This is a genomic window from Pseudomonas sp. TE3728, assembly GCF_056279145.1.
This window is the reverse complement of the sequence record NZ_JBWBQT010000001.1, coordinates 4,330,605-4,352,245: the sequence shown is the minus strand read 5'-3', so window position 1 is coordinate 4,352,245 and position 21,641 is coordinate 4,330,605. Positions and strand designations below refer to the sequence as shown.

Genomic DNA, 21,641 nt, shown 5'->3' with positions numbered 1-21,641 from the left:
TCCTCCAATGGCTCAATACGCGATGCGAATGTCGGCGAAATCCAGCGCACGCTCGGTTTCCGGCGACTGACCTTCATCGAACAACAGCCGATGAATCCGCCGCGCCGATTCCTGGAACGCCACGCCCCCCAAGCTGTGCAAGTCGTATTGATGGCTGTGGACTTCCGCCCGCACCCGACCCGGATGAGGCGACAGCAGCAAAATCCGGTTGCCCACCACCAACGCCTCTTCGATGGAGTGAGTGACAAACAGCAGCGTGAAACGCACCTCCTCCCAGAGCAGCAACAACTCTTCCTGCATCTTGCGTCGGGTCAGCGCGTCGAGGGCGGCGAAGGGCTCGTCCATCAACAGGATCTTCGGCTGCATCGCCAAGGCGCGAGCAATGGCCACGCGAGCTTTCATGCCGCCAGACAAGGTATGCGGATAGGCATCGGCAAACGCCGCCAGACCGACTTTGTCCAGATAGTGCAGCGCCCGCTCTTCAGCCTCTTTGCGCTTAAGGGTTTTGGAAGCGAGCAGCGCAAACATCACGTTCTGTTTGACGGTTTTCCACGGTGGCAGTTGATCGAACTCCTGGAACACCACGATCCGGTCCGGCCCTGGCGCATCGACCCGCTGGCCTTGCAGGCGAATCTCACCCTCACAGGGCGGGATGAACCCGGCAACGGCTTTGAGCAACGTCGACTTGCCGCAGCCCGAAGGACCGAGCAGCACAAAGCGGTCCGCCGGATCGATCTCGAAACTGACCTGATGGGTCGCTCGAACCACCCGCGCAGGCGTGCGGTATTCCAGGCTGACCTGGTCGACCGACAGCAGCGCTTGAGCTGCCACGATCGGTTTGCTGACCGTGTGGCCTTGCAAAGGGGCGTTCATGTCGGTCAGCTCCCTTGCAGCGGTTTGGTGTCTTGGAAGAAGTAGTCCTTCCACGAATCCGGTTTGTTTTTGATCGCACCGACGCGGAAGAGGAACTCGGCCATCGGGTAGGTGTTTTTCGGCGTGATGCTGAACTCGAACTGCGGGTTGTCGATGATTTTCAGCAACGCCGCACGATCGATTTTGGCCTTGGTGACGCGGATGTAAGTGTCGGCCGCCGCACCTTTATCGTTCTGCGCAAACTCGGCTGCTTCGGTCAGCGCGGCGATGAAGGCTTTGTAGGTTTTCGGGTTCTCGTTGCGGAATTTCTCGGTGGCGAACAGCACCGTCGGCGAGTTCGGACCCAGCAAGTCATAGGTGTTCAGCACCACATGCACGTTGGGGTTTTGCAGCGCCTGATCCTGGAACGGCGGGTTGGAGAAGTGCCCACTCAACTCGGTACCGCCGGCGATCAGTGCCGCGGTGGCATCCGGGTGCGGAACGGCGATGGTGTACTTGTCGAGGCGATTGAATTCCTTGTCGCCCCATTGCTTGGCCGCCGCGTATTGCAGGAAGCGCGACTGCACCGAGACCCCGACCGCCGGCACCGCAATGCGGTCCTTTTCGGTGAAGTCGGCGATGGTTTTGACCTTGGGATTATTGCTCACCAGGTAGTAAGGGAAGTTGCCCAGGGAGGCCACGGCTTTGACGTTTTGCTTGCCGTGGGTGCGGTCCCAAATGGTCAGCAGCGGGCCGACGCCGGCTCCGGCAATGTCGATGGAACCGGAAAGCAATGCATCGTTGACCGCAGACCCACCGGAAAGCTGGGTCCAGTCGACCTTGATGTCGATGCCTTCCTGCTTGCCATACTTCTCGATCAGGTTCTGATCGCGCACCACGTTGAGCAGCAGATAAACGATGCCGAACTGTTCGGCGATACGGATTTCACCTTCGGCGCGAGCCACGGTCGGCGCTACCAGGCTGCCGGCGAGCAGGCTGAAACCCAGGCCAATGGCCGCAGCCAAGGGTGCAAATGGAACACGTTTGGACATGGGAATTCTCCGAAATCAGAAAGGCGCGTCGCCCTGGATGGTGGTGCGATACAACTTGCGGCGCAGATGACTGGGGCATCCGGCGGCGAGGTGAATCAGCGAACGGTTGTCCCAGAACACCAGGTCGTGGGCCTGCCATTGATGGCGGTAAATGTTTTGCGCCAGCACGCTGTGGGCGTAGAGCTCGTCGAGCAATTGTTTGCTCTCGTCTTCCGGCAAACCGACGATGCGGGTGGTGAAGCCCTCGCTGACGAACAACGCCTTGCGCCCGTTTTCCGGGTGGGTGCGGACGACGGGGTGAACCACTTCGGCAACCTGAGCGAGTTGCTCCGGCGTCAGGGTCGGGCGCCAATTGCCTTCGAATTTGCTCTCGCTGTAACGCGCGGTATAGGAATGCGCGGCCGAGCGCCCTTTGACCGCTTTGCGCAGTGCTTCGGGCAGGCTGTCCCAGGCTTTGTGCATGTCGGCGAACAGCGTGTCGCCACCTTCGGACGGCAGCTCCTGGGCATGCAGCATCGAGCCCAGGCTCGGCAGTTCTTTATAGGACAGGTCCGAATGCCAGAACTTGCCGGCGTCACCGAGGCCAATGGATTGGCCGTTCTCGATGATGTTGGAAACGATGAGAATTTCCGGATGCCCTGCCAGCAGGAACTGCTTGAGCACGTGAATCTGCAACACACCGAAACGGCGGCTGAAGGCGATCTGCTGTTCGGGAGTAATGCGCTGGTCGCGGAACACCACCACGTGATGATCCAGGTGCGCACGATGGACACGGGCGAAGTCCCGGTCGTTGATCGGGCGGGACAGGTCCAAGCCGATGATTTCAGCGCCGACGGCGCCGCTGAATGGGCGGATTTCGAAGGATTGCGACGCGATGGCGGCGACGCTGGTTGACACAGGCTTTGGAGAAAAAGAGACAGCTGACATAAAAATCACTCCCACGCACAGCGCGCTCAAGGGCGCGCATCGATCAGAAACTCACGGAGGTCCCGTGTTGGTTCGTGTCGTGCGGCGCGCCGATTGGTCGGCAGGTACGCAGGGGAGTGACTTTATAGGTATAATAATTGAAATTTAAATACCGTTAGCGAATAACGATATGGCCGGAAAATCAAAAGATCGCAGCCTTCGGCAGCTCCTACAGATGTGCGCGAAACCCTGTAGGAGCTGCCGAAGGCTGCGATCTTTTCAGACTCCCCCGCAAAACTACCGCTCGTGCAACGCCTCGGCCCGAGCCCGAATAATCGGCTTGAGCAGATAACTGAGCACAGTCTTCTTGCCGGTAATGATATCCACCGACGCCACCATCCCCGGGATGATCAACAACGGCTTCTCATCCGTCCCGAGGTGGCTGCGCTCTGTGCGCAGTTTGATGATGTAGTACGTGGTCTTCTTGTCTTCGTCAGTGATGGTGTCGGCACCGATCTGCTCCAGCTTGGCTTTCAGGCCGCCGTAGATGGTGTAGTCGTAAGCCGTGAACTTCACCGTGGCGTCTTGCCCCGGGTGCAGGAACGCGATGTCTTGCGGACGAATTTTGGCTTCCACCAGCAAGGTGTCATCCAGTGGCACAATCTCCACCAGATCGCTGCCCGGCTGGATCACGCCGCCGATGGTGTTCACCAGCAACTTGTTGACGATACCGCGCACCGGCGATGTCACCAGCGTCCGGCTAACCCGGTCTTCCAGGGCCTTGCCAGTGGCTTGGGCCTTGTTCAGATCGGTGCGTGCTTCGTTGAGTTGGGTCAGGGCTTCGCTGCGGAATTTGCCGCGAGTCTCGTCAATCTTGCGCTGCACTTCCTTGATCGCCGATTCGGCCCGAGGAATCGCCAGCGTAGTGGCGTCCAGTTGGCCGCGGGTTTCGACCTCGGCACGCTTGAGTCGCAAAACCTCCACCGGCGACACCGCGCCCTGAGCCACCAACGGCTCGGACATGTTGATTTCCTGACGTTGCAGCGACAACGCGTTGCGGTACTGAGACTGTTTGGAGGTGAACTCACGCAGCTCTTGCTGACGCTGGATCAACTGCTCTTTCAAGCCACCGATTTCATCGTACAGTTGCTGACGACGGCTGATGTACAGCGACTCTTCACTGGCAGCCTGAGTAGGAACAGCCTTGAGCACGTCGGCGGGGAAGTTCAGCGCACGGTCATCGACCTCGGCGCTCAAGCGCTCCACACGCAGCAGCATCGACAGCCGATCGGCTTCGGTTTCACCGACATTGGAGGCAAACCGTGTATCGTCCAGACGAATCAGCGGCGCGCCAGCCTCGACGATCTGCCCTTCGGTGACGAACAACTCGGAGACAATACCGCCCTCAAGGTTCTGGATTTTCTGGATCTTCGACGACGGAATCGCCTTGCCGTCGCCCTTGGTGACTTCATCGATCACCGCAAAGTTGGCCCAGAGCATCAAGAATACGAAGAAGCCGATGATCGCCCAGATCGTCAACCGCACCACGCGCGGGGCGTCTTCGATCAGCGCTTTGTTGACCTCGGGAAGGGGCTGGCCTTGCAGCGATGCGGAGCCTTTGAAGTAGCGGCGGATGGAATCCTTGACCCCGGACTTAAGCAACACTGATCTGCCCCTTCTTCAACGCTTCCATCACGGCGGCTTTCGGGCCATCGGCGAGTATCTGCCCACGGTCGATCACCAACAGACGATCCACCAGCGACAACAGCGAAGCCCGGTGCGTTACCAGCACCACGGTCTTGTTCTCAACCACCGCAGCGAGGCGTTGCTTGAGGCGTTCTTCGCCGGTGTTGTCCATAGCGCTGGTCGGTTCGTCCAGCAACAGGATCGGCGGGTTGAGCAGCAGCGCTCGGGCCAGGGCGACGTTCTGACGCTGACCACCGGACAGGTTCTGCCCACGCTCACCGACTTGCAGCTCATAACCTTGCGGATGCAGACGGGCGAATTCGTGGACGCCGGCCAGTTCCGCGGCTTGCAGCACCAATTCGTCTTCGACATAGCGCGCGCCCGAGACCAAATTGTCGCGCAGGGTACCGGCGAGCAACTGGATGTCCTGGGGCACGTAGCCGATGTTGTGGCGCAATTCGCTGACGTCGATCTGACGGATATCCACACCATCCACCAGTAGCGCGCCGTCGTCCGGCTGATAGAGGCCCACCAGCAGTTTGGCCAGGGAGCTTTTGCCCGAGCCGCTGCGACCGATGATGCCGATCTTCTCGCCGGGCTTGATGATCAGGTTGATGTTCTTCAGCGCGGGGTTCTGCTGATCCGGGTAAGTGAAGCTCAGCTGACGGCATTCAATGGCGCCTTGCAGCACTTTGCGGCTCAGCGGGCGCTCGTCGAAATTGCGCTCCTGGGGCAGCTCCATCATCTGATCGACCGAGGTCATGGTCACGCGGGCCTGCTGGTAGCGGGTCAGCAGGCCGGACAACGAAGCCAATGGGCTGAGGGCACGACCGCTGAGCATGTAGCACGCGATCAAACCGCCCATGCTCAGGTGGCCGTCGATGATCTGGTACACGCCGAAGACGATCATGATCACCCCGGCCAGTTGCTGGATCAGCAAGGTGATGTTCATCGCCAGACCGGACAGCATTTTCACCCGCAGCTCGAGGCGGCTGAGGGTGCCGATGGTCTGCTCCCACTGATACTGGCGTTCGCTTTCGGCGTTGTTGACCTTCACCGCATCGAGGCCGGCGAGGGTTTCGATCAGGCTCGACTGACGCTCGGCGCCCAGGGCCATGGTTCGTTCCATGGTCGCCACCAGCGGCTTCTGCAAGGCATAACCGATCAGCAAGGCAATCGGGAACGCCAGCACCGGAATCCACACCAGATGCCCGCCCAGAATCGCGATGACCATGAAGATCAGCAGCGTAAACGGCAGGTCGATCAGGCTGGTGAGGGTCAGCGATGCGAGAAAGTCCCGCAGGCTCTGAAACTCATGGATGTTCTGGGCGAAGCTGCCAACACGGGCCGGGCGGTATTTCATGGCCATGCCGACGATGCGCTCGAACAGCGTCGCGGAGATGATCAGGTCGGTTTTCTTGCCGGCCAGGTCCAGGCACAGGCTGCGCAGGCTCTTGAGGATCAGGTCGAACAGATAAGCGCCCGTGATGCCGATGGCCAGTACCCACAGGGTCGACTCGGCCTGGTTCGGCACCACGCGATCATAGACATTCATCACGAACAGCGGCGCGGCCATGGCAATGATATTGATCAGAAAACTGGCGGCGATGGCGTCGGCGTACAGCCAGCGCGAACGCTTGAGGGTGTCGCGAAACCACGAACGCGCGCGCGGGATCAGCGTGCCGTGGTTAACGTCGAATTTATGTTGGGGTTGGGCGAAGAAGACTTTGCCGCTGTAATCGTCGGCCAGCAGTTCACGGCTGACACAGACCTCACCACCATCGCTTTCGCTAAGCAGCAGGCGGGCCTGGTCTTCAGCGTGCCAGCCGAGCAGCACCGCGCTGCGACCGTCCTTGAGCAGTAACAGCGCCGGCATGGCAATCGCCGGAATCTGCTCCAGCTTGCGTTGCAGCACCCGCCCTTGCAGCCCGGCGCGAGCGGCCGCGCGGGGCAGCAGTTCGACGCTCAGGCGTTGTTTGGGTAACGGCAGGCCGGTGGTCAGCATCGCGGCGCTGGCCGGTTTCTGGTGCAAAGTGCAAAGGGCTAGCAGGCCGTCCAGTAACGGATCGTCATGCAGCGCGCGCGGATCATGAATGAGTTGAACTCGACTGACTTCTGATTCCACGCTCGACACTCTTGGCTAACGATTAAAATGAGGCAGGACTCAATTCATCCCGGGCAACTGAACCTTGGGCTTCACGTCGTTTTGCACAACGGATGCCAACGGTGCGACTACGCCCTGACTTTTGAGCAATTCGCCCATGGTCGCCTTGATTCGGTACTGAGTAAATAACTGAATGTTTTTGATCTCGGCCAGCCGACGGGAAGCGCTGAACAGCTCGTTTTCACTGTCGAGCAGGTCGAGCAAAGTGCGTTCGCCGAGGCTGAACTGCTTCTGATACGCGCTACGTACGCTGGTGCTGCGATCGACATATTGCTGGGCGATCGGCACTTGAGCGTTGGCGTTGTTCAGAGCATTCCAGGCCAGGCCCAGTTCTTCGTTCAACACACGCAGGGCATTGTTGCGAATATCCAGCGCCTGGTTCGACAAGTAGGACTTGGATTCCAGATCAGCCTTGTTGCTGCCACCGGCGAACAAATTGAAGCGCATGCGCAGCATGGCCTGCCATTCGTTGCTGTGACCGTTCTGACCGTCGAGATCGTTATCGGCGCTGCGACCCAGTTCGGCATCGAAGCGCGGATAGAAGCTCGACTTGGCGGCTTCGTACTGTTTCTCGGCGGCAGCGATATCGGATTCGGCGGAGCGCAGGATCGGGCTATTTTCCAGCATCTGCGCCCGGGCTTCATTCAGGTTGGCCGGCAACAACGCCATGAAATCGGCGGGCCGCTCCAGTTGATCGGGCATCTGGCCGACGGCGCTGAGGAAGTTGGTTTCGGCATCGGCCAGATTGGTCTGTTCAGTGATCAGGTTGTTGCGGGCCTGGGCCATGCGCGCGTCAGCCTGATCAAGGTCGGCGCCGCTGCCGACGCCGCGCTGGGTGCGCAATTTGATCTGGTCGAGAATCCGTTCGTGGTTCTTCAGATTGTCTTCAGCCAGGCGCACGAATTCGCGGCGAGTCAATACATCGAGATAGACCTGAGCGACGGTCAGCCCGGTACGTTCCGACGTGCCCAGCAAGGAATAAGCGCGGGAATTAACGGTGGCTTGTTGACGCCCTACTTCGCTGGACGTCGCAAAACCGTCAAATACCATCTGCGACAGACGTAAACTTGACTCGCTACGGTTCAACGTTTCCCAGTGGTTATTGTTGCCAGCGGCGCGGGTGGTGACGCTGTCAGTGCCTTCGCGACCGTAACCACCGAGCAGATCGACCCTCGGCAAGTATCCACCTTTGGCGGCCTTTAACTGATAATCCGCGGCCAATCGGCTGTTAACCCCTGCCTGAATTTCCGGATGAACATCCAGCGCCTGCTGCATGGCCTGCGGGAGGCTTTGCGCCTGAACAAAGCTGGCGGCAAGGGCGAAGGGTAGAACCTTGAACAGGTGCAAACGCATAGTTGGAATTTCCCGGGACTTCTTGTCTTGAATCACTGCAGAACGTGGCGCTGCATCGGATGATGGCAACCGGAATGACCGTATGTCGGAAAGTTCAAAATCGGAACTGGATCACACGCTGCAGGACAGGTCGCCGTTTAAATATCAATGTGACATTACTGGGACGATTGTTTAGGATGGCTCCCCTAAGGTCAATAGTTTGGCATAAAGTTAATTTCGAAAAAATATAGCCAAATTATTGACGATTTACGCGTCAAACTTATGTAGCAAATATCTTGAAAGTACGTCCAGCCCCGATCGGCGATCACGCCGCGCGGTCCATGGAGGTCAACTGAACGTGACACCCGGAGAGTCTTCAATGAGCAGTGTTGTTGCCATCGTCAAAAGCATTGTTGGTCAGGTTTTCGCGGTGTCGCCAGAAGGCATCCGCCGCGTACTCGTTGAAGGCGACCGGTTGTTGGTCGGCGATCAGGTAGACACCGGTGCCGCCGGCGCCATTACGCTCGAACTGGCTGATGGCCGGACCCTGGACCTGGGCCGCGACACTCAGTGGAGCGGCAGCGATCCGGATTCCAGCACCGACCTTGCGCAAGCCACTGCACAAGCCGCGCCATCGGTTGACGAATTGCAACAAGCCATCGCCGCCGGTGTCGACCCGACCACCGCTCTTGAAGCCACCGCGGCCGGCCCTACGGCTGCGAGCTCAGGCGGCGCTGCCGGTGGTGGCCACAGCTTCGTGGCCCTGGAGGCAACCGCTGCCCGGGTCGACCCGACTATCGGCTTCCCGACTGAGGGTCTCGCCACTGCCGCGCTAGCAATACAAGACACCACCGGCGGCCAGACTGCCGACACCAGCGCCAATGCCCTGCGCGAATCGACCCTGAGCCTGAGCGCCACGCCGACCATCACCGAGGCCGGTGGCGTGCTGGTTTACACGGCGACCCTGACCCAGGCGCCGCTGACCGACCTGACCATTACCCTGTCCAATGGCTCGGTGATCGTGATTGCAGCCGGCCAAACCACCGGCACCGTCAACGTTCCGTTGGCACCGAACGACACGGTTTATAACGACTCGACCCAGATCAACGTGACCGTCATCGGCACCACGGGCGGCAGCGGTATCGTGGTCACCCCGCCGACCGTTCCGGCCGTGACCCAGGTCACCGACACCGTCGACACCACCACCGTCACACTGTCAGCGGGCTCGACCGTCACTGAAGGTGGCCAGATCACCTACACCGCGACATTGACCAACCCGGCGCAGACGCCGGTCACCGTCACCTTGTCCAACGGTTCGACCATCACCATCGCCGCCGGCAACACCACCGGCAGCGTCAACGTTCCGACGCCGGCCAACGACGTCTATAACAATGGCAGTACCGTCAGCACCACGATTACCGGCGCGACTGGCGGCAACTTCGAAAACCTGGTGCCGAATCCAACCCCGGCCGTCACCACCATTACCGATTCCGCCGACACCACCACCGTCACGCTGACAGCGGGCTCGACCGTCACCGAAGGCGGTCAGATCACTTACACCGCGACCCTGACCAACCCGGCGCAGACACCAGTCACCGTCACCCTGTCCAACGGTTCGACCATCACCATCGATGCCGGCCAGACCACCGGCAGCGTGAACGTTCCGACGCCGGCCAATGACGTCTACAACAATGGCAGCACCGTCAGCACCACGATCACCGGGACTACCGGTGGCAACTTCGAGAGTCTGGTGCCGAACCCGACTCCGGCGGTCACCACCATTACCGATTCGGTCGACACTACCGGCCTGAGCCTGACCGCCACCGGCAGCGTCACTGAAGGTGGCCAGATCACCTACACCGCGACCCTGACCAACCCGGCGCAGACACCGGTCACCGTCACCTTGTCCAACGGTTCGACCATCACCATCGAAGCCGGTAAAACCACGGGTTCCGTGAACGTCAACACCCCGGCCAATGACGTCTACAACAACGGCAGCACCGTCAGCACCACGATCACTGGCGCTACCGGCGGCAACTTCGAGAACCTGGTACCGAGCACCACGCCTGCCGTCACCACCATCACCGACTCGATCGACAATACCGGCCTGAGCCTCAGTGCCACCGGCACCGTCGTCGAAGGCGGCCAGATCACCTACACCGCCACCCTGACCAACCCGGCCGGCACGCCGATGACCGTGACCTTGAGCAACGGCTCGGTCATTACCATCGAAGCGGGCAAGACCACCGGCAGCGTGACCGTCGATACGCCGGCCAACGACGTCTACAACAATGGCAGCACCGTCAGCACTACGATCACCGGCACCAGCGGCGGCAATTTCGAACAACTGACCCCGAGTACCGAGCCGGCGCTCACCACCATTACCGATTCGAAAGATGACACCGGCCTGAGCCTGTCGGCGTCCACCGAAGTGGCCGAAGGTGGTCAGATTCTGTACACCGCGACGTTGACCAACGCCGCCGGGACTCCGGTCACCGTCACGTTGAGCAACGGCGCCGTGATCACCATTGCCGCTGGCGCGACCACCGGCAGCGTGAGCGTCGATGCGCCTGCCGATGATGTTTATATAGATGCCGGCAAGGTCGAAGCCACCATCGCGGACGCTGTCGGTGGCAACTTTGAGAACCTGGTGACGGACCCGCTGGCAGCGGTCACCGAGGTGACTGACACTCTCGACACTTCGACGGTTAATCTGACGGCGACGTCTACTGTCGCTGAAGGCGGGACCGTGGTTTACACCGCGTCCGTCAACGCACCGGTCACCGGTTCGCCAGTGGTTGTCACTCTGTCCAATGGCCAGACCATTACTATTCCGGTTGGATCGAGCAGCGGTTCTGTCAACTTCGTTGCGCCAAACGATGCGCTGGCCGGTGGCAGCTCGCTGAGCGTCAAGATCGACGATGCGAAGGGCGGTAACTACGAGAAGCTGGAAGTTGACGGCAAGTCGGCTGATACCTCGGTCACTGACACTGCGGACACCACCAACCTGTCGCTGACCGCCAGCGGTTCGGTGGATGAAGGCGGTCAGATCACCTACACCGCGACCCTGACCAATGCGGCCGGTACACCAGTGACCGTGACCTTGTCGAACGGCGCCGTGATCACCATCGAAGCGGGCAAAACCACTGGTTCCGTGACTGTCGATGCGCCGAAGGACGACGTCTACAAAGACACCGGCACCGTCGAAGCAACCATCAAAGGCGCGACCGGCGGCAATTTCGAGAACCTGGTCGCCAGCGATACACCGGCGGTGACCACCGTCAACGACACCATTGATACCAGCACTGTTTCGCTGAGTGCCACTTTGAGCGTCGCCGAAGGCGGCACCGTGGTTTATACCGCGTCCGTGTCGGCACCGGTCACCGGTTCGCCAGTGGTTGTGACCCTGTCCAATGGCCAGACCATCACCATTCCAGTCGGATCGAGCAGCGCTAGCATCAACTTCACCGCGCCGAACGATGCCCTGACCGGTGGAGGTTCACTGAGCGTCAAGATCGACGATGCCACCGGCGGTAACTACGAGAAGCTGGAAGTCGACGGCAAGTCGGCGGATACCTCGGTGACCGACACTGCGGACACCACCAACCTGTCGCTGACTGCGACCGGTGCCGTGGATGAGGGTGGCCAGATCACCTACACCGCAACCCTGACCAATGCGGCCGGCACACCAGTAACCGTCACGCTCAGCAACGGTGCTGTGATCACCATCGAAGCGGGTAAAACCACCGGCTCCGTGACCGTCGATGCGCCGAAGGACGACGTCTACAAGGACGCCGGCACCGTCGAAGCGACGATCACAGGTACGACCGGCGGTAACTTTGAGAAGCTGATCACCAGCGATACGCCAGCGGCGACCACTGTTAACGACACTATCGACACCAGCACCGTTTCGCTGAGTGCCACCGCGAACGTCGCCGAAGGCGAAACCGTGGTCTACACCGCGACGGTTAATGCACCCGTCACCGGTTCGCCAGTGGTCGTCACCCTGTCCAACGGTCAGACCATCACCATTCCGGTCGGATCGAGCAGCGCTAGCATCAACTTCACCGCGCCGAACGATGCCCTGACCGGTGGAGGTTCACTGAGCGTCAAGATCGACGATGCCACCGGCGGTAACTACGAGAAGCTGGAAGTCGACGGCAAATCGGCGGACACCTCGGTTACCGACACCGCGGACACCACCAACCTGTCGCTGACCGCGACCGGCACCGTGGATGAGGGTGGCCAGATCACCTACACCGCAACCCTGACCAATGCCGCTGGCACACCAGTGACCGTCACCCTGAGCAACGGTGCCGTGATCACCATCGAAGCGGGTAAAACTACCGGTTCCGTAACCGTTAATGCGCCAAAAGACGACGTCTACAAAGACGCCGGCCAAATCGAAGTGACCATTAAAGATGCCGTAGGCGGCAACTTCGAAAACCTGGCGACCAATCCGGCAGCGGCGGTCACCGAGGTGACTGACACCATCGATACCAGCACCGTTTCGCTGACTGCCACTTCGAGCGTCGCCGAAGGCGGTACCGTGGTTTACACCGCGTCCGTCTCCGCCCCGGTCACCGGCTCGCCGGTGGTTGTCACCCTGTCCAACGGCCAGATCATCACCATCCCGGTCGGCTCGAGCAGCGGCTCTGTCAACTTCGTTGCTCCAAACGATGCCCTCGCTGGTGGCGGCTCCCTGAGCGTCAAGATTGACGGCGCAACGGGCGGTAATTACGAGAAGCTGGAAGTCGACGGCAAATCGGCGGACACCTCGGTGACTGATACCGCTGACACCACCAACCTGTCGCTGACCGCGACCGGTGCCGTGGATGAAGGCGGCCAGATCACCTACACGGCAACCCTGACCAATGCGGCCGGCACACCAGTCACCGTCACCCTGAGCAACGGCGCCGTCATCACCATCGAAGCGGGCAAAACCACCGGCTCTGTGACTGTCGATGCACCGAAGGACGATGTCTACAAAGACACCGGCACCGTCGAAGCGACGATCACAGGTACGACCGGCGGTAACTTTGAGAAGCTGGTCGCCAGCGATACGCCAGCGGTGACCACTGTTAACGACACCATCGACACCAGCACCGTTTCGCTGAGTGCCACTTCGAGTATCGCTGAAGGCGGGACCGTGGTTTACACCGCGTCCGTGACTTCTCCAGTCACCGGTTCACCGGTGGTCGTCACCCTGTCCAACGGCCAGACCATTACCATCCCGGTCGGCTCGAGCAGCGGCTCTGTCGACTTCGTTGCACCGAACGATGCCCTCGCTGGTGGCAGCTCGCTGAGCGTCAAGATTGACGGCGCAACGGGCGGTAATTACGAGAAGCTGGAGGTCGACGGCAAGTCGGCGGATACCTCGGTGACCGATACCGCGGAAACCACCACCCTCAGCTTGAGCGCGACGGACTCGGTCGCTGAAGGCGGTTCCATCGCCTATACCGCGACCTTGACCAATGCGGCCGGCACGCCGGTCACCGTGACCCTGTCGAACGGCGCTGTGATCACCATCGCCGCCGGTGCGACTACCGGTTCTGTAACCGTCGATGCACCTAAGGACGACGTCTACAAAGACGCCGGCCAGGTCGAAGTCACGATCAAGGATGCCGCAGGCGGCAATTTTGAGAACCTGGTGACCAACCCGGCGGCTGCGGTTACCGACGTCACCGATACCATCGACACTACGACGGTCAACCTGACCGCGACGTCTACCGTTGCCGAAGGCGGCACTGTGGTTTACACCGCGTCCGTCTCCGCCCCGGTCACCGGCTCACCAGTGGTCGTCACTCTGTCCAACGGCCAGACCATCACCATCCCGGTCGGCTCAAGCAGCGGCTCTGTCAACTTCGTTGCGCCAAACGATGCGCTGGCTGGCGGCGGCTCCTTGAGCGTCAAGATCGACGATGCCAAGGGTGGTAACTACGAGAAGCTGGATGTCGACGGCAAGTCGGCCGACACCTCGATCACCGATACCCAGGACACCACCACCCTCAGCCTCTCGGCGACTGACTCGGTGGCTGAAGGCGGCTCGATCGTTTACACCGCGACCCTGACCAATGCGGCCGGTACACCGGTGACCGTGACCCTGTCGAACGGCGCGATCATCACCATTGCCGCCGGTGCGACTACCGGCAGCGTGACCATCGATGCGCCGAAGGACGATGTCTACAAAGACGCCGGCCAAGTTGAAGTCACCATCAAGGAAGCCGCAGGCGGCAACTTCGAAAATCTGGCGACCAACCCGGCGGCTGCGGTCACCGAGGTGACCGACACCCTCGACACCTCGACCGTGAACCTCACTGCAACCAGCACTGTGGCTGAAGGCGGCACCGTGGTTTACACCGCGTCGGTCTCTGCTCCGGTGACCGGCTCGCCGGTGGTTGTCACCCTGTCCAACGGTCAGATCATCACCATTCCTGTCGGCTCGAGCAGCGCCAGCGTCAACTTCACTGCGCTAAACGATGCCCTGGCCGGCGGCGGCTCCCTGAGCGTGAAGATCGACGATGCCAAAGGCGGCAACTACGAGAAACTGGAAGTCGACGGCAAATCAGCCGACACCTCAGTGACCGACACCGCTGACACCACCAACCTGTCGCTGACCGCGACCGGCACCGTGGATGAAGGCGGCCAGATCACCTACACCGCGACCCTGACCAATGCGGCCGGCACACCAGTAACCGTCACGCTTAGCAACGGCGCCGTGATCACCATCGAAGCGGGTAAAACTACCGGCTCCGTGACCGTCGACGCACCAAAGGACGACGTCTACAAAGACGCCGGCACTGTCGAAGCAACCATCAAAGACGCGACTGGTGGCAACTTCGAGAACCTGGTCGCCAGCGATACCCCGGCGGTCACCACCGTCAACGACACCCTCGACACCAGCACTGTTTCGCTGACTGCCACCTCGAGTGTCGCTGAAGGCGGCACTGTCGTTTACACCGCGTCCGTGACTTCGCCAGTTACCGGTTCGCCGGTGGTTGTCAGCCTGTCCAACGGCCAGACCATCACCATCCCGGTCGGGTCGAGCAGCGCCAGCGTCAACTTCACCGCGCCGAACGATGCTTTGGCCGGCGGTGGTTCACTGAGCGTCAAGATTGACGGCGCTACGGGCGGTAACTACGAGAAGCTGGACGTCGACGGCAAGTCGGCGGACACCTCAATCACTGATACCCAGGACACCACCACCCTCAGCCTCTCGGCGACTGACTCGGTCGCCGAAGGCGGGTCGATTGTTTACACCGCGACCTTGACCAACGCCGCTGGCACGCCAGTGACCGTCACCCTGAGCAACGGTGCCGTGATCACCATCGCTGCCGGCGCCACCAGCGGTTCCGTGACCATCGATGCGCCGAAGGACGATGTCTACAAAGACGCCGGCCAAGTTGAAGTCACCATCAAGGAAGCCGCAGGCGGCAACTTCGAAAGTCTGGCGACCAACCCGGCGGCTGCGGTTACCGAGGTGACTGACACCATCGATACTTCGACCGTGAACCTCACTGCAACCAGCACTGTGGCTGAAGGCGGTACCGTGGTTTACACCGCGTCCGTGACTTCTCCAGTCACCGGCTCACCAGTGGTCGTCACTCTGTCCAACGGCCAGACCATCACCATCCCGGTCGGCTCAAGCAGCGGCTCTGTCAACTTCGTTGCGCCAAACGATGCGCTGGCTGGCGGCACCTCCCTGAGCGTCAAGATTGACGATGCCAAGGGCGGCAACTACGAGAAACTGGAAGTCGACGGCAAATCAGCCGATACCTCAGTGACCGATACTGCGGACACCACCAACCTGTCGCTGACCGCGACCGGCACCGTGGATGAAGGCGGCCAGATCACCTACACCGCGACCCTGACCAATGCGGCCGGCACACCAGTAACCGTCACGCTTAGCAACGGCGCCGTGATCACCATCGAAGCGGGTAAAACCACCGGCTCCGTGACTGTCGACGCACCGAAGGACGATGTCTACAAAGACACCGGCACCGTCGAAGCGACGATCAAAGACGCGACTGGTGGCAACTTCGAGAACCTGGTCGCCAGCGACACCCCGGCGGTGACCACCGTCAATGACACCCTCGATGCCAGCATCGTTTCGCTGACTGCCACTTCGAGTATCACTGAAGGCGGGACCGTGGTTTACACCGCGTCCGTGACTTCGCCAGTCACCGGCTCGCCGGTGGTTGTCACCCTGTCCAACGGCCAGATCATCACCATCCCGGTCGGCTCGAGCAGCGGCTCTGTCAACTTCGTTGCGCCAAACGATGCCCTCGCTGGTGGCGGCTCGCTGAGCGTCAAGATCGACGATGCCAAAGGCGGCAACTACGAGAAACTGGAAGTCGACGGCAAGTCGGCGGATACCTCGGTGACTGATACCCCGAACACCACCAACCTGTCGCTGACCGCCACTGAATCGGTGGCTGAAGGCGGCTCGATCGTTTACACCGCGACCCTGACCAACGCCGCTGGCACGCCGGTCACCGTGACCCTGTCGAACGGTGCAGTGATCACCATCGCTGCCGGCGCAACCACCGGCAGCGTGACCGTCGATGCGCCGAAGGACGACGTCTACAAAGACGCCGGCCAGGTCGAAGTCACGATCAAGGATGCCGCAGGCGGCAATTTTGAGAACCTGGTGACCAACCCGGCGGCTGCGGTTACCGACGTCACCGATACCCTCGATACTTCGACCGTGAACCTCACTGCAACCAGCACTGTGGCTGAAGGCGGCACCGTGGTTTACACGGCGTCCGTAACCTCACCGGTCACCGGCTCACCAGTGGTCGTCACTCTGTCCAACGGCCAGACCATCACCATTCCGGTTGGCTCAAGCAGCGCCAGCATCAATTTCACCGCGCCAAACGATGCCCTGACCGGTGGCACCTCCCTGAGCGTCAAGATCGACGATGCCAAAGGCGGCAACTACGAGAAACTGGAAGTCGACGGCAAGTCGGCGGACACCTCGGTGACTGATACCCAGGACACCACCAACCTTTCGCTGACCGCGACTGGGACCGTGGATGAGGGCGGCCAGATCACCTACACTGCCACCCTGACCAACGCCGCCGGGACTCCGGTCACCGTCACGCTCAGCAACGGCGCCGTGATCACCATCGAAGCAGGTAAAACCACCGGCTCCGTGACCGTCGATGCACCAAAAGACGACGTCTACAAAGACGCCGGCACCGTCGAAGCAACCATCTCCACCGCCACCGGTGGCAACTTCGAAAACCTGGTGCCAAGCACTGCCCCAGCAGTAACCAGCATCACCGACACCCTCGACACCTCGACCGTCACCCTGAACGCCACCGCTTCGGCAACTGAAGGCGGTACCGTCACCTACACCGCGACTGTCGGTGCGCCCGTGACGGGCAGCCCGGTCACCGTGTCCTTGGCCAACGGCCAGACGATCACCATCGAAGTCGGTAAAACCACCGGTACCGTGACCACCGCCGTACCGAACGACGCATTGGCCGGTCATGCTCCGCTGACCAACTCGATCACCAGCGTCAGCGGCGGCAACTACGAGAACCTGGTGGCGGATAAAACGCCGGTCAGCACCACCGTGACCGACACCATCGACACCACCAACCTCAGCCTGAGCGCGACCAACTCGGTCGCCGAAGGTAGCCAGATCACTTACACCGCGACCCTGACCAACGCCGCCGGCACTCCGGTGACCGTGACGTTGAGCAACGGCGCCGTGATCACCATCGACGCCGGCAAAACCACTGGCACCGTGACTGTCGATGCGCCGAAGGACGACGTCTACAAAGACGCCGGCCAAGTCGAAGCAACCATCTCCACCGCCACCGGCGGCAACTTCGAAAACCTGGTTACCAGCAACACCGCTGCGGTCACGACTGTCACCGACACGATCGACAAGACCGAAGTCAGCATCAACGGCAGCACCTCGGTGACCGAAGGCCAGACTGCCAGCTACACCGTTAGCCTGACTCACCCGGCACAGACCGAAGTGACCCTGAAAATCGTCTACAGCGGCACCGCCGCCGACGGTTCGGACTTCACCGGCGTGTACACCGTGAAAATCCCGGCGGGCGCCAGCAGCGCGAACTTCAACGTCGCGACGCTGGACGACAAGCTCACCGAAGGCACCGAAAACTTCGTAGTCAAGATCGACTCGGCCACCGGGGGCAACTTCGAAAATCTCGCGGTCAGCACCACCAACGGCAGTGTCAGCACTTCGATCATCGACAACGATGCCGCGCCGGTCCTCGACCTGGACGCCAACAACTCCAGCGGTGCCACCGGGGCCAACTACAACGTGACCTTCACCGAAGGCACTACCGGCCAAGGCGTCTCAATTGGCGACACCGACCTGAAAATCACCGACCCGGACAGCACGATGCTGACCGGCGCGACCATCGTGCTGACCAACCGTCAGCCGGGCGATGCGCTGAACCTGGGCAACAGCGTCAATGGCATCAGCATCAACGCCAACAGCCAGGACGGCACGGTCACCCTGACCCTGTCGGGCAACGCGACGCTGGCCGACTACATGCAGCAGATCAAAAACATCAGCTTCACCAACAGCAGTGAAGATCCGAGCACCGTGCCGCGGATCATCACCGTGACGGTGACCGATGGCAGCAACTACTCCAACACCGCGACCACCACCGTCAACGTGGTGGCTGTGAACGACGCGCCGACCGCCGCACCGGTTAACGTCACCGGCACCGAAGACACCCCGCTGATTCTCGGCTGGTCGACCTTCGGCGTCAGCGATGTCGACAGCGCAACCGCCAACCTGGGGGTGAAAATCACTCAGCTGCCGGGCGACGGCAAGTTACAGTACCTGGACGGTGCGACCTGGAAAGACGTGGCGACCAACCAGACCGTCAGCAAGGCCGATATCGACGCCGGCAAGTTGCGCTTCACGCCAGATGCCAACGAATCGGGCATCGATGGTTACGGTGGCAGCGGCCTGGGCAACAAACAGGCTGACTACGCGCAGATCAAGTTCCAGCCCACCGACGGTCAACTGCTGGGCAACACCGGCACGGTGAAAATCGACATCACACCGGTTGCCGACGCGCCATCCCTGAGCGTCGCGGACAACAGCGTCAAGTCCACCGGGCTGATCAAGGAAGTCTGGACCGGTCTGTCGGGCCTTGGCACCGATGGCAGCGGCGCATCTTCCAGTACGCTGAAATCGGTCATCGACGGCGCGGGTACACCGAACTCCAGTGGCACCGTGACCAATGTGCAGTCCAACGGCAGTGTCACGGCCGGCACCGCCTCGAAAACCTCTGGCCTTATTTACCTCGAAGCCGGCAAGACGTACACCTTCAGCGGTACCGGTGACGACAGCCTGTTGGTGACCATCGGCGGTAAAAACGTGGCCGCAATCACTTGGGGCGCGGGCGGTAACCTGAACGGTTCGTTCATCCCGACCACCAGCGGTTATTACACCCTGGACATCTACCACCACAACCAGAACGGCCCGGGCAGCTATGACGTCAACCTGTCGGTCAACGGCGGTGCGGCGGTCGACTTGAGCAGTGCCGGCGTGCCGCTGTATACCGGCGTGGCGGATCTGGCCGCTTCTGGCGTGACGGTTTCCGAACTGCACGGCAGCAATGGCGAAGGCTACTACGACGGCTACAAACTCAACGAAGGCGCCGAAGGCACCAGCGTTCACCTGTCCGCGATCAAAACGGCACTGACCGACACCGATGGCTCTGAAAGCCTGAGCGTGAAGATCAGCGGCATACCGGCGGGCTCGGTGCTCACCGATGGCACGGGCCATACCTTCACCGCCACCACGACCAATGGCGAAGCCAACGTCACCGGCTGGAACCTCGGCACGCTGACCGTTACTCCGCCGCCGTACTACAACGGCCAGTTCACTCTGACTGTCACCTCGACGTCCACCGAAGTCCAAGGCGGTTCGGCACCGAGTACCGCGCAGATCCCGGTCACGGTGTACCCGTCGGTCTATAACGCGGTGACTGCCACTGCCGCCGACGACACCATCACCGGTACCAACGGCAACGACATCATGATCGCCGACATCGGTGGGCTGACGGTGGTGCCGGGCACCAACTACAACATCGCCTTCATGGTCGACAGCTCGGGTAGCATGAGCCCTTCTTCGATCAGCGCCGCCAAGGATTCGCTGACCGCGGTGTTCAACACCCTCAAGCAAAGCATGGGCGGCAACTCCGGGACAGTGAACATCTTCCTGGCGGACTTCGATAACCAGGTCAACAAATCGGTGTCGGTGAACCTGAATGACCCGAACGCTCTGACCTTGCTCAAATCCGTGCTGGACTCGATGTCGTCCGGCGGCGGCACCAACTACGAGGACGTGTTCAAAACCACGGCCAACTGGTTCCAGAGTGCCGATGCGATGGCCAACACCGGCGCGAAGAACCTCACGTACTTCATTACCGATGGCAAGCCGACCTACTACCAGAGTGGCGAGCAAACCAACCCGACCTTGTTCGGCAATGTGAGGCTCGATGACGTCATCACCACCACCAATTACAAGTTGGGGCAGACTTATTCCGACTACCTGGACAGCACTCACTACCTGACCATCGACAGCGCCGGCAACGTCACGCTGCAGACTCAGCAAAAAAAGGGCAACTGGCACAGTTCTGAACTGGGCACTCTCCATGCCGAGGGCAACGGCACCTATGAGCTGTCCTATCGCGATGGCACCGGCTACAGCACCGATTCCACCGCCATCGACAACTCCTCCAGCGGCTTCGCATTGCTGAGCAACGTGTCGACGGTGGAAGCGATCGGCCTGAACACAGACGTCACCCTCGGCGACCTCAAGCCGTACGATTCGGATCAAACGCCACAAACCAACATCGACCCGAAAGACCTGGCCAACTCGATCATCGGCCATACCGAAGCGACGATGCCGGGTGCCGACACGGTCAACGGCGGCGACGGCAACGACCTGCTGTTCGGCGATCTGGTGAGCTTCAACGGCGTTACCGGTGAGGGTTATCAGGCCATGCAGGCGTTCGTGGCCCAGCAGACCGGCGTCGATGTCAGCAAAGTCACCACCAGCAACGTGCACCAGTACATCACCGAGCATTACACCGAGTTCGACGTCTCTGGCGCCCACGATGGTAACGACACGCTGCTGGGTGGCGCGGGCAACGACATTCTCTTCGGCCAGGGTGGCAATGACCTCCTCGACGCCGACAAGGGCAATGACATCCTGCTCGGCGGCAGCGGCAATGACTCGTTGATCGGTGGTCAAGGCAATGACATGCTGATTGGCGGTTCGGGTGCCGACACCTTCATCTGGAAGGCTGGCGATACCGGCAGCGACGTGATCAAGGACTTCAAAGCCAGCGAAGGCGACCGCATCGACCTGCGTGATCTGTTGCAGGGCGAAACCGGCAGCACCATTGATAACTTCTTGAAGATCACCACGGTGGATGGTGTGTCGTCCCTGCAAGTCAGTTCTGGCGGCAAGTTCAACGGCGCCGACGCAGCAGCGGCCGCCCCGGACGTGACGATCAAACTGGAAGGCAACAATTGGTCCAGCGCCAGCATCAACTCGTTGATCGCCGGCAGTGACCCGACCATCAAGGTCGATCACAACAACAGCTGATCAGCAGTCTGACGGCCGCCCAAACCGGGCGGCC

7 protein-coding genes are annotated in these 21,641 nt (G+C 60.8%); 1 reads left to right on the top strand and 6 read right to left on the bottom strand.

The window, feature by feature from the left end; genetic code table 11:
* Nucleotides 1–12: 12 nt before the first annotated feature.
* From ACZ89R_RS19055 to ACZ89R_RS19030, 6 genes are all read right to left on the bottom strand, one after another.
* A complete protein-coding gene (locus ACZ89R_RS19055) occupies nt 13–873 on the bottom strand; it encodes an ABC transporter ATP-binding protein (protein ID WP_429544929.1) in 861 nt (286 codons plus the stop codon).
* A gap of 5 nt (nt 874–878) precedes the next feature.
* On the bottom strand, nt 879–1,904 hold the full coding sequence (locus ACZ89R_RS19050) for an ABC transporter substrate-binding protein (protein ID WP_429544930.1): 1,026 nt from the start codon (nt 1,902–1,904) through the stop codon (nt 879–881).
* Nucleotides 1,905–1,919: 15 nt separating this feature from the next.
* The gene (locus ACZ89R_RS19045) at nt 1,920–2,831 is read right to left on the bottom strand and encodes a TauD/TfdA dioxygenase family protein (protein WP_429544931.1); all 912 of its coding nucleotides are present in this window, start codon (nt 2,829–2,831) and stop codon (nt 1,920–1,922) included.
* Between the two features lie 276 nt (nt 2,832–3,107).
* Nucleotides 3,108–4,475: an HlyD family type I secretion periplasmic adaptor subunit gene (locus tag ACZ89R_RS19040; protein ID WP_429544932.1), complete on the bottom strand. Its 1,368-nt coding sequence runs from the start codon at nt 4,473–4,475 to the stop codon at nt 3,108–3,110.
* Nucleotides 4,465–6,621 (bottom strand): type I secretion system permease/ATPase, encoded by a 2,157-nt coding sequence (locus ACZ89R_RS19035; RefSeq protein ID WP_429544933.1) that lies wholly within the window; start codon nt 6,619–6,621, stop codon nt 4,465–4,467. Before ACZ89R_RS19035 ends, ACZ89R_RS19040 begins: the two co-directional genes overlap by 11 nt.
* A 39-nt stretch (nt 6,622–6,660) precedes the next feature.
* Nucleotides 6,661–8,013 carry a TolC family outer membrane protein gene (locus ACZ89R_RS19030; protein WP_123498151.1) on the bottom strand — a complete coding sequence of 451 codons (1,353 nt, stop codon included), beginning with the start codon at nt 8,011–8,013 and terminating at the stop codon, nt 6,661–6,663.
* Nucleotides 8,014–8,371: 358 nt separating this feature from the next.
* Between ACZ89R_RS19030 and ACZ89R_RS19025 the strand changes: the two genes are divergently transcribed.
* On the top strand, nt 8,372–21,607 hold the full coding sequence (locus ACZ89R_RS19025) for a retention module-containing protein (RefSeq protein WP_429544934.1): 13,236 nt from the start codon (nt 8,372–8,374) through the stop codon (nt 21,605–21,607).
* Nucleotides 21,608–21,641: the final 34 nt, after the last annotated feature.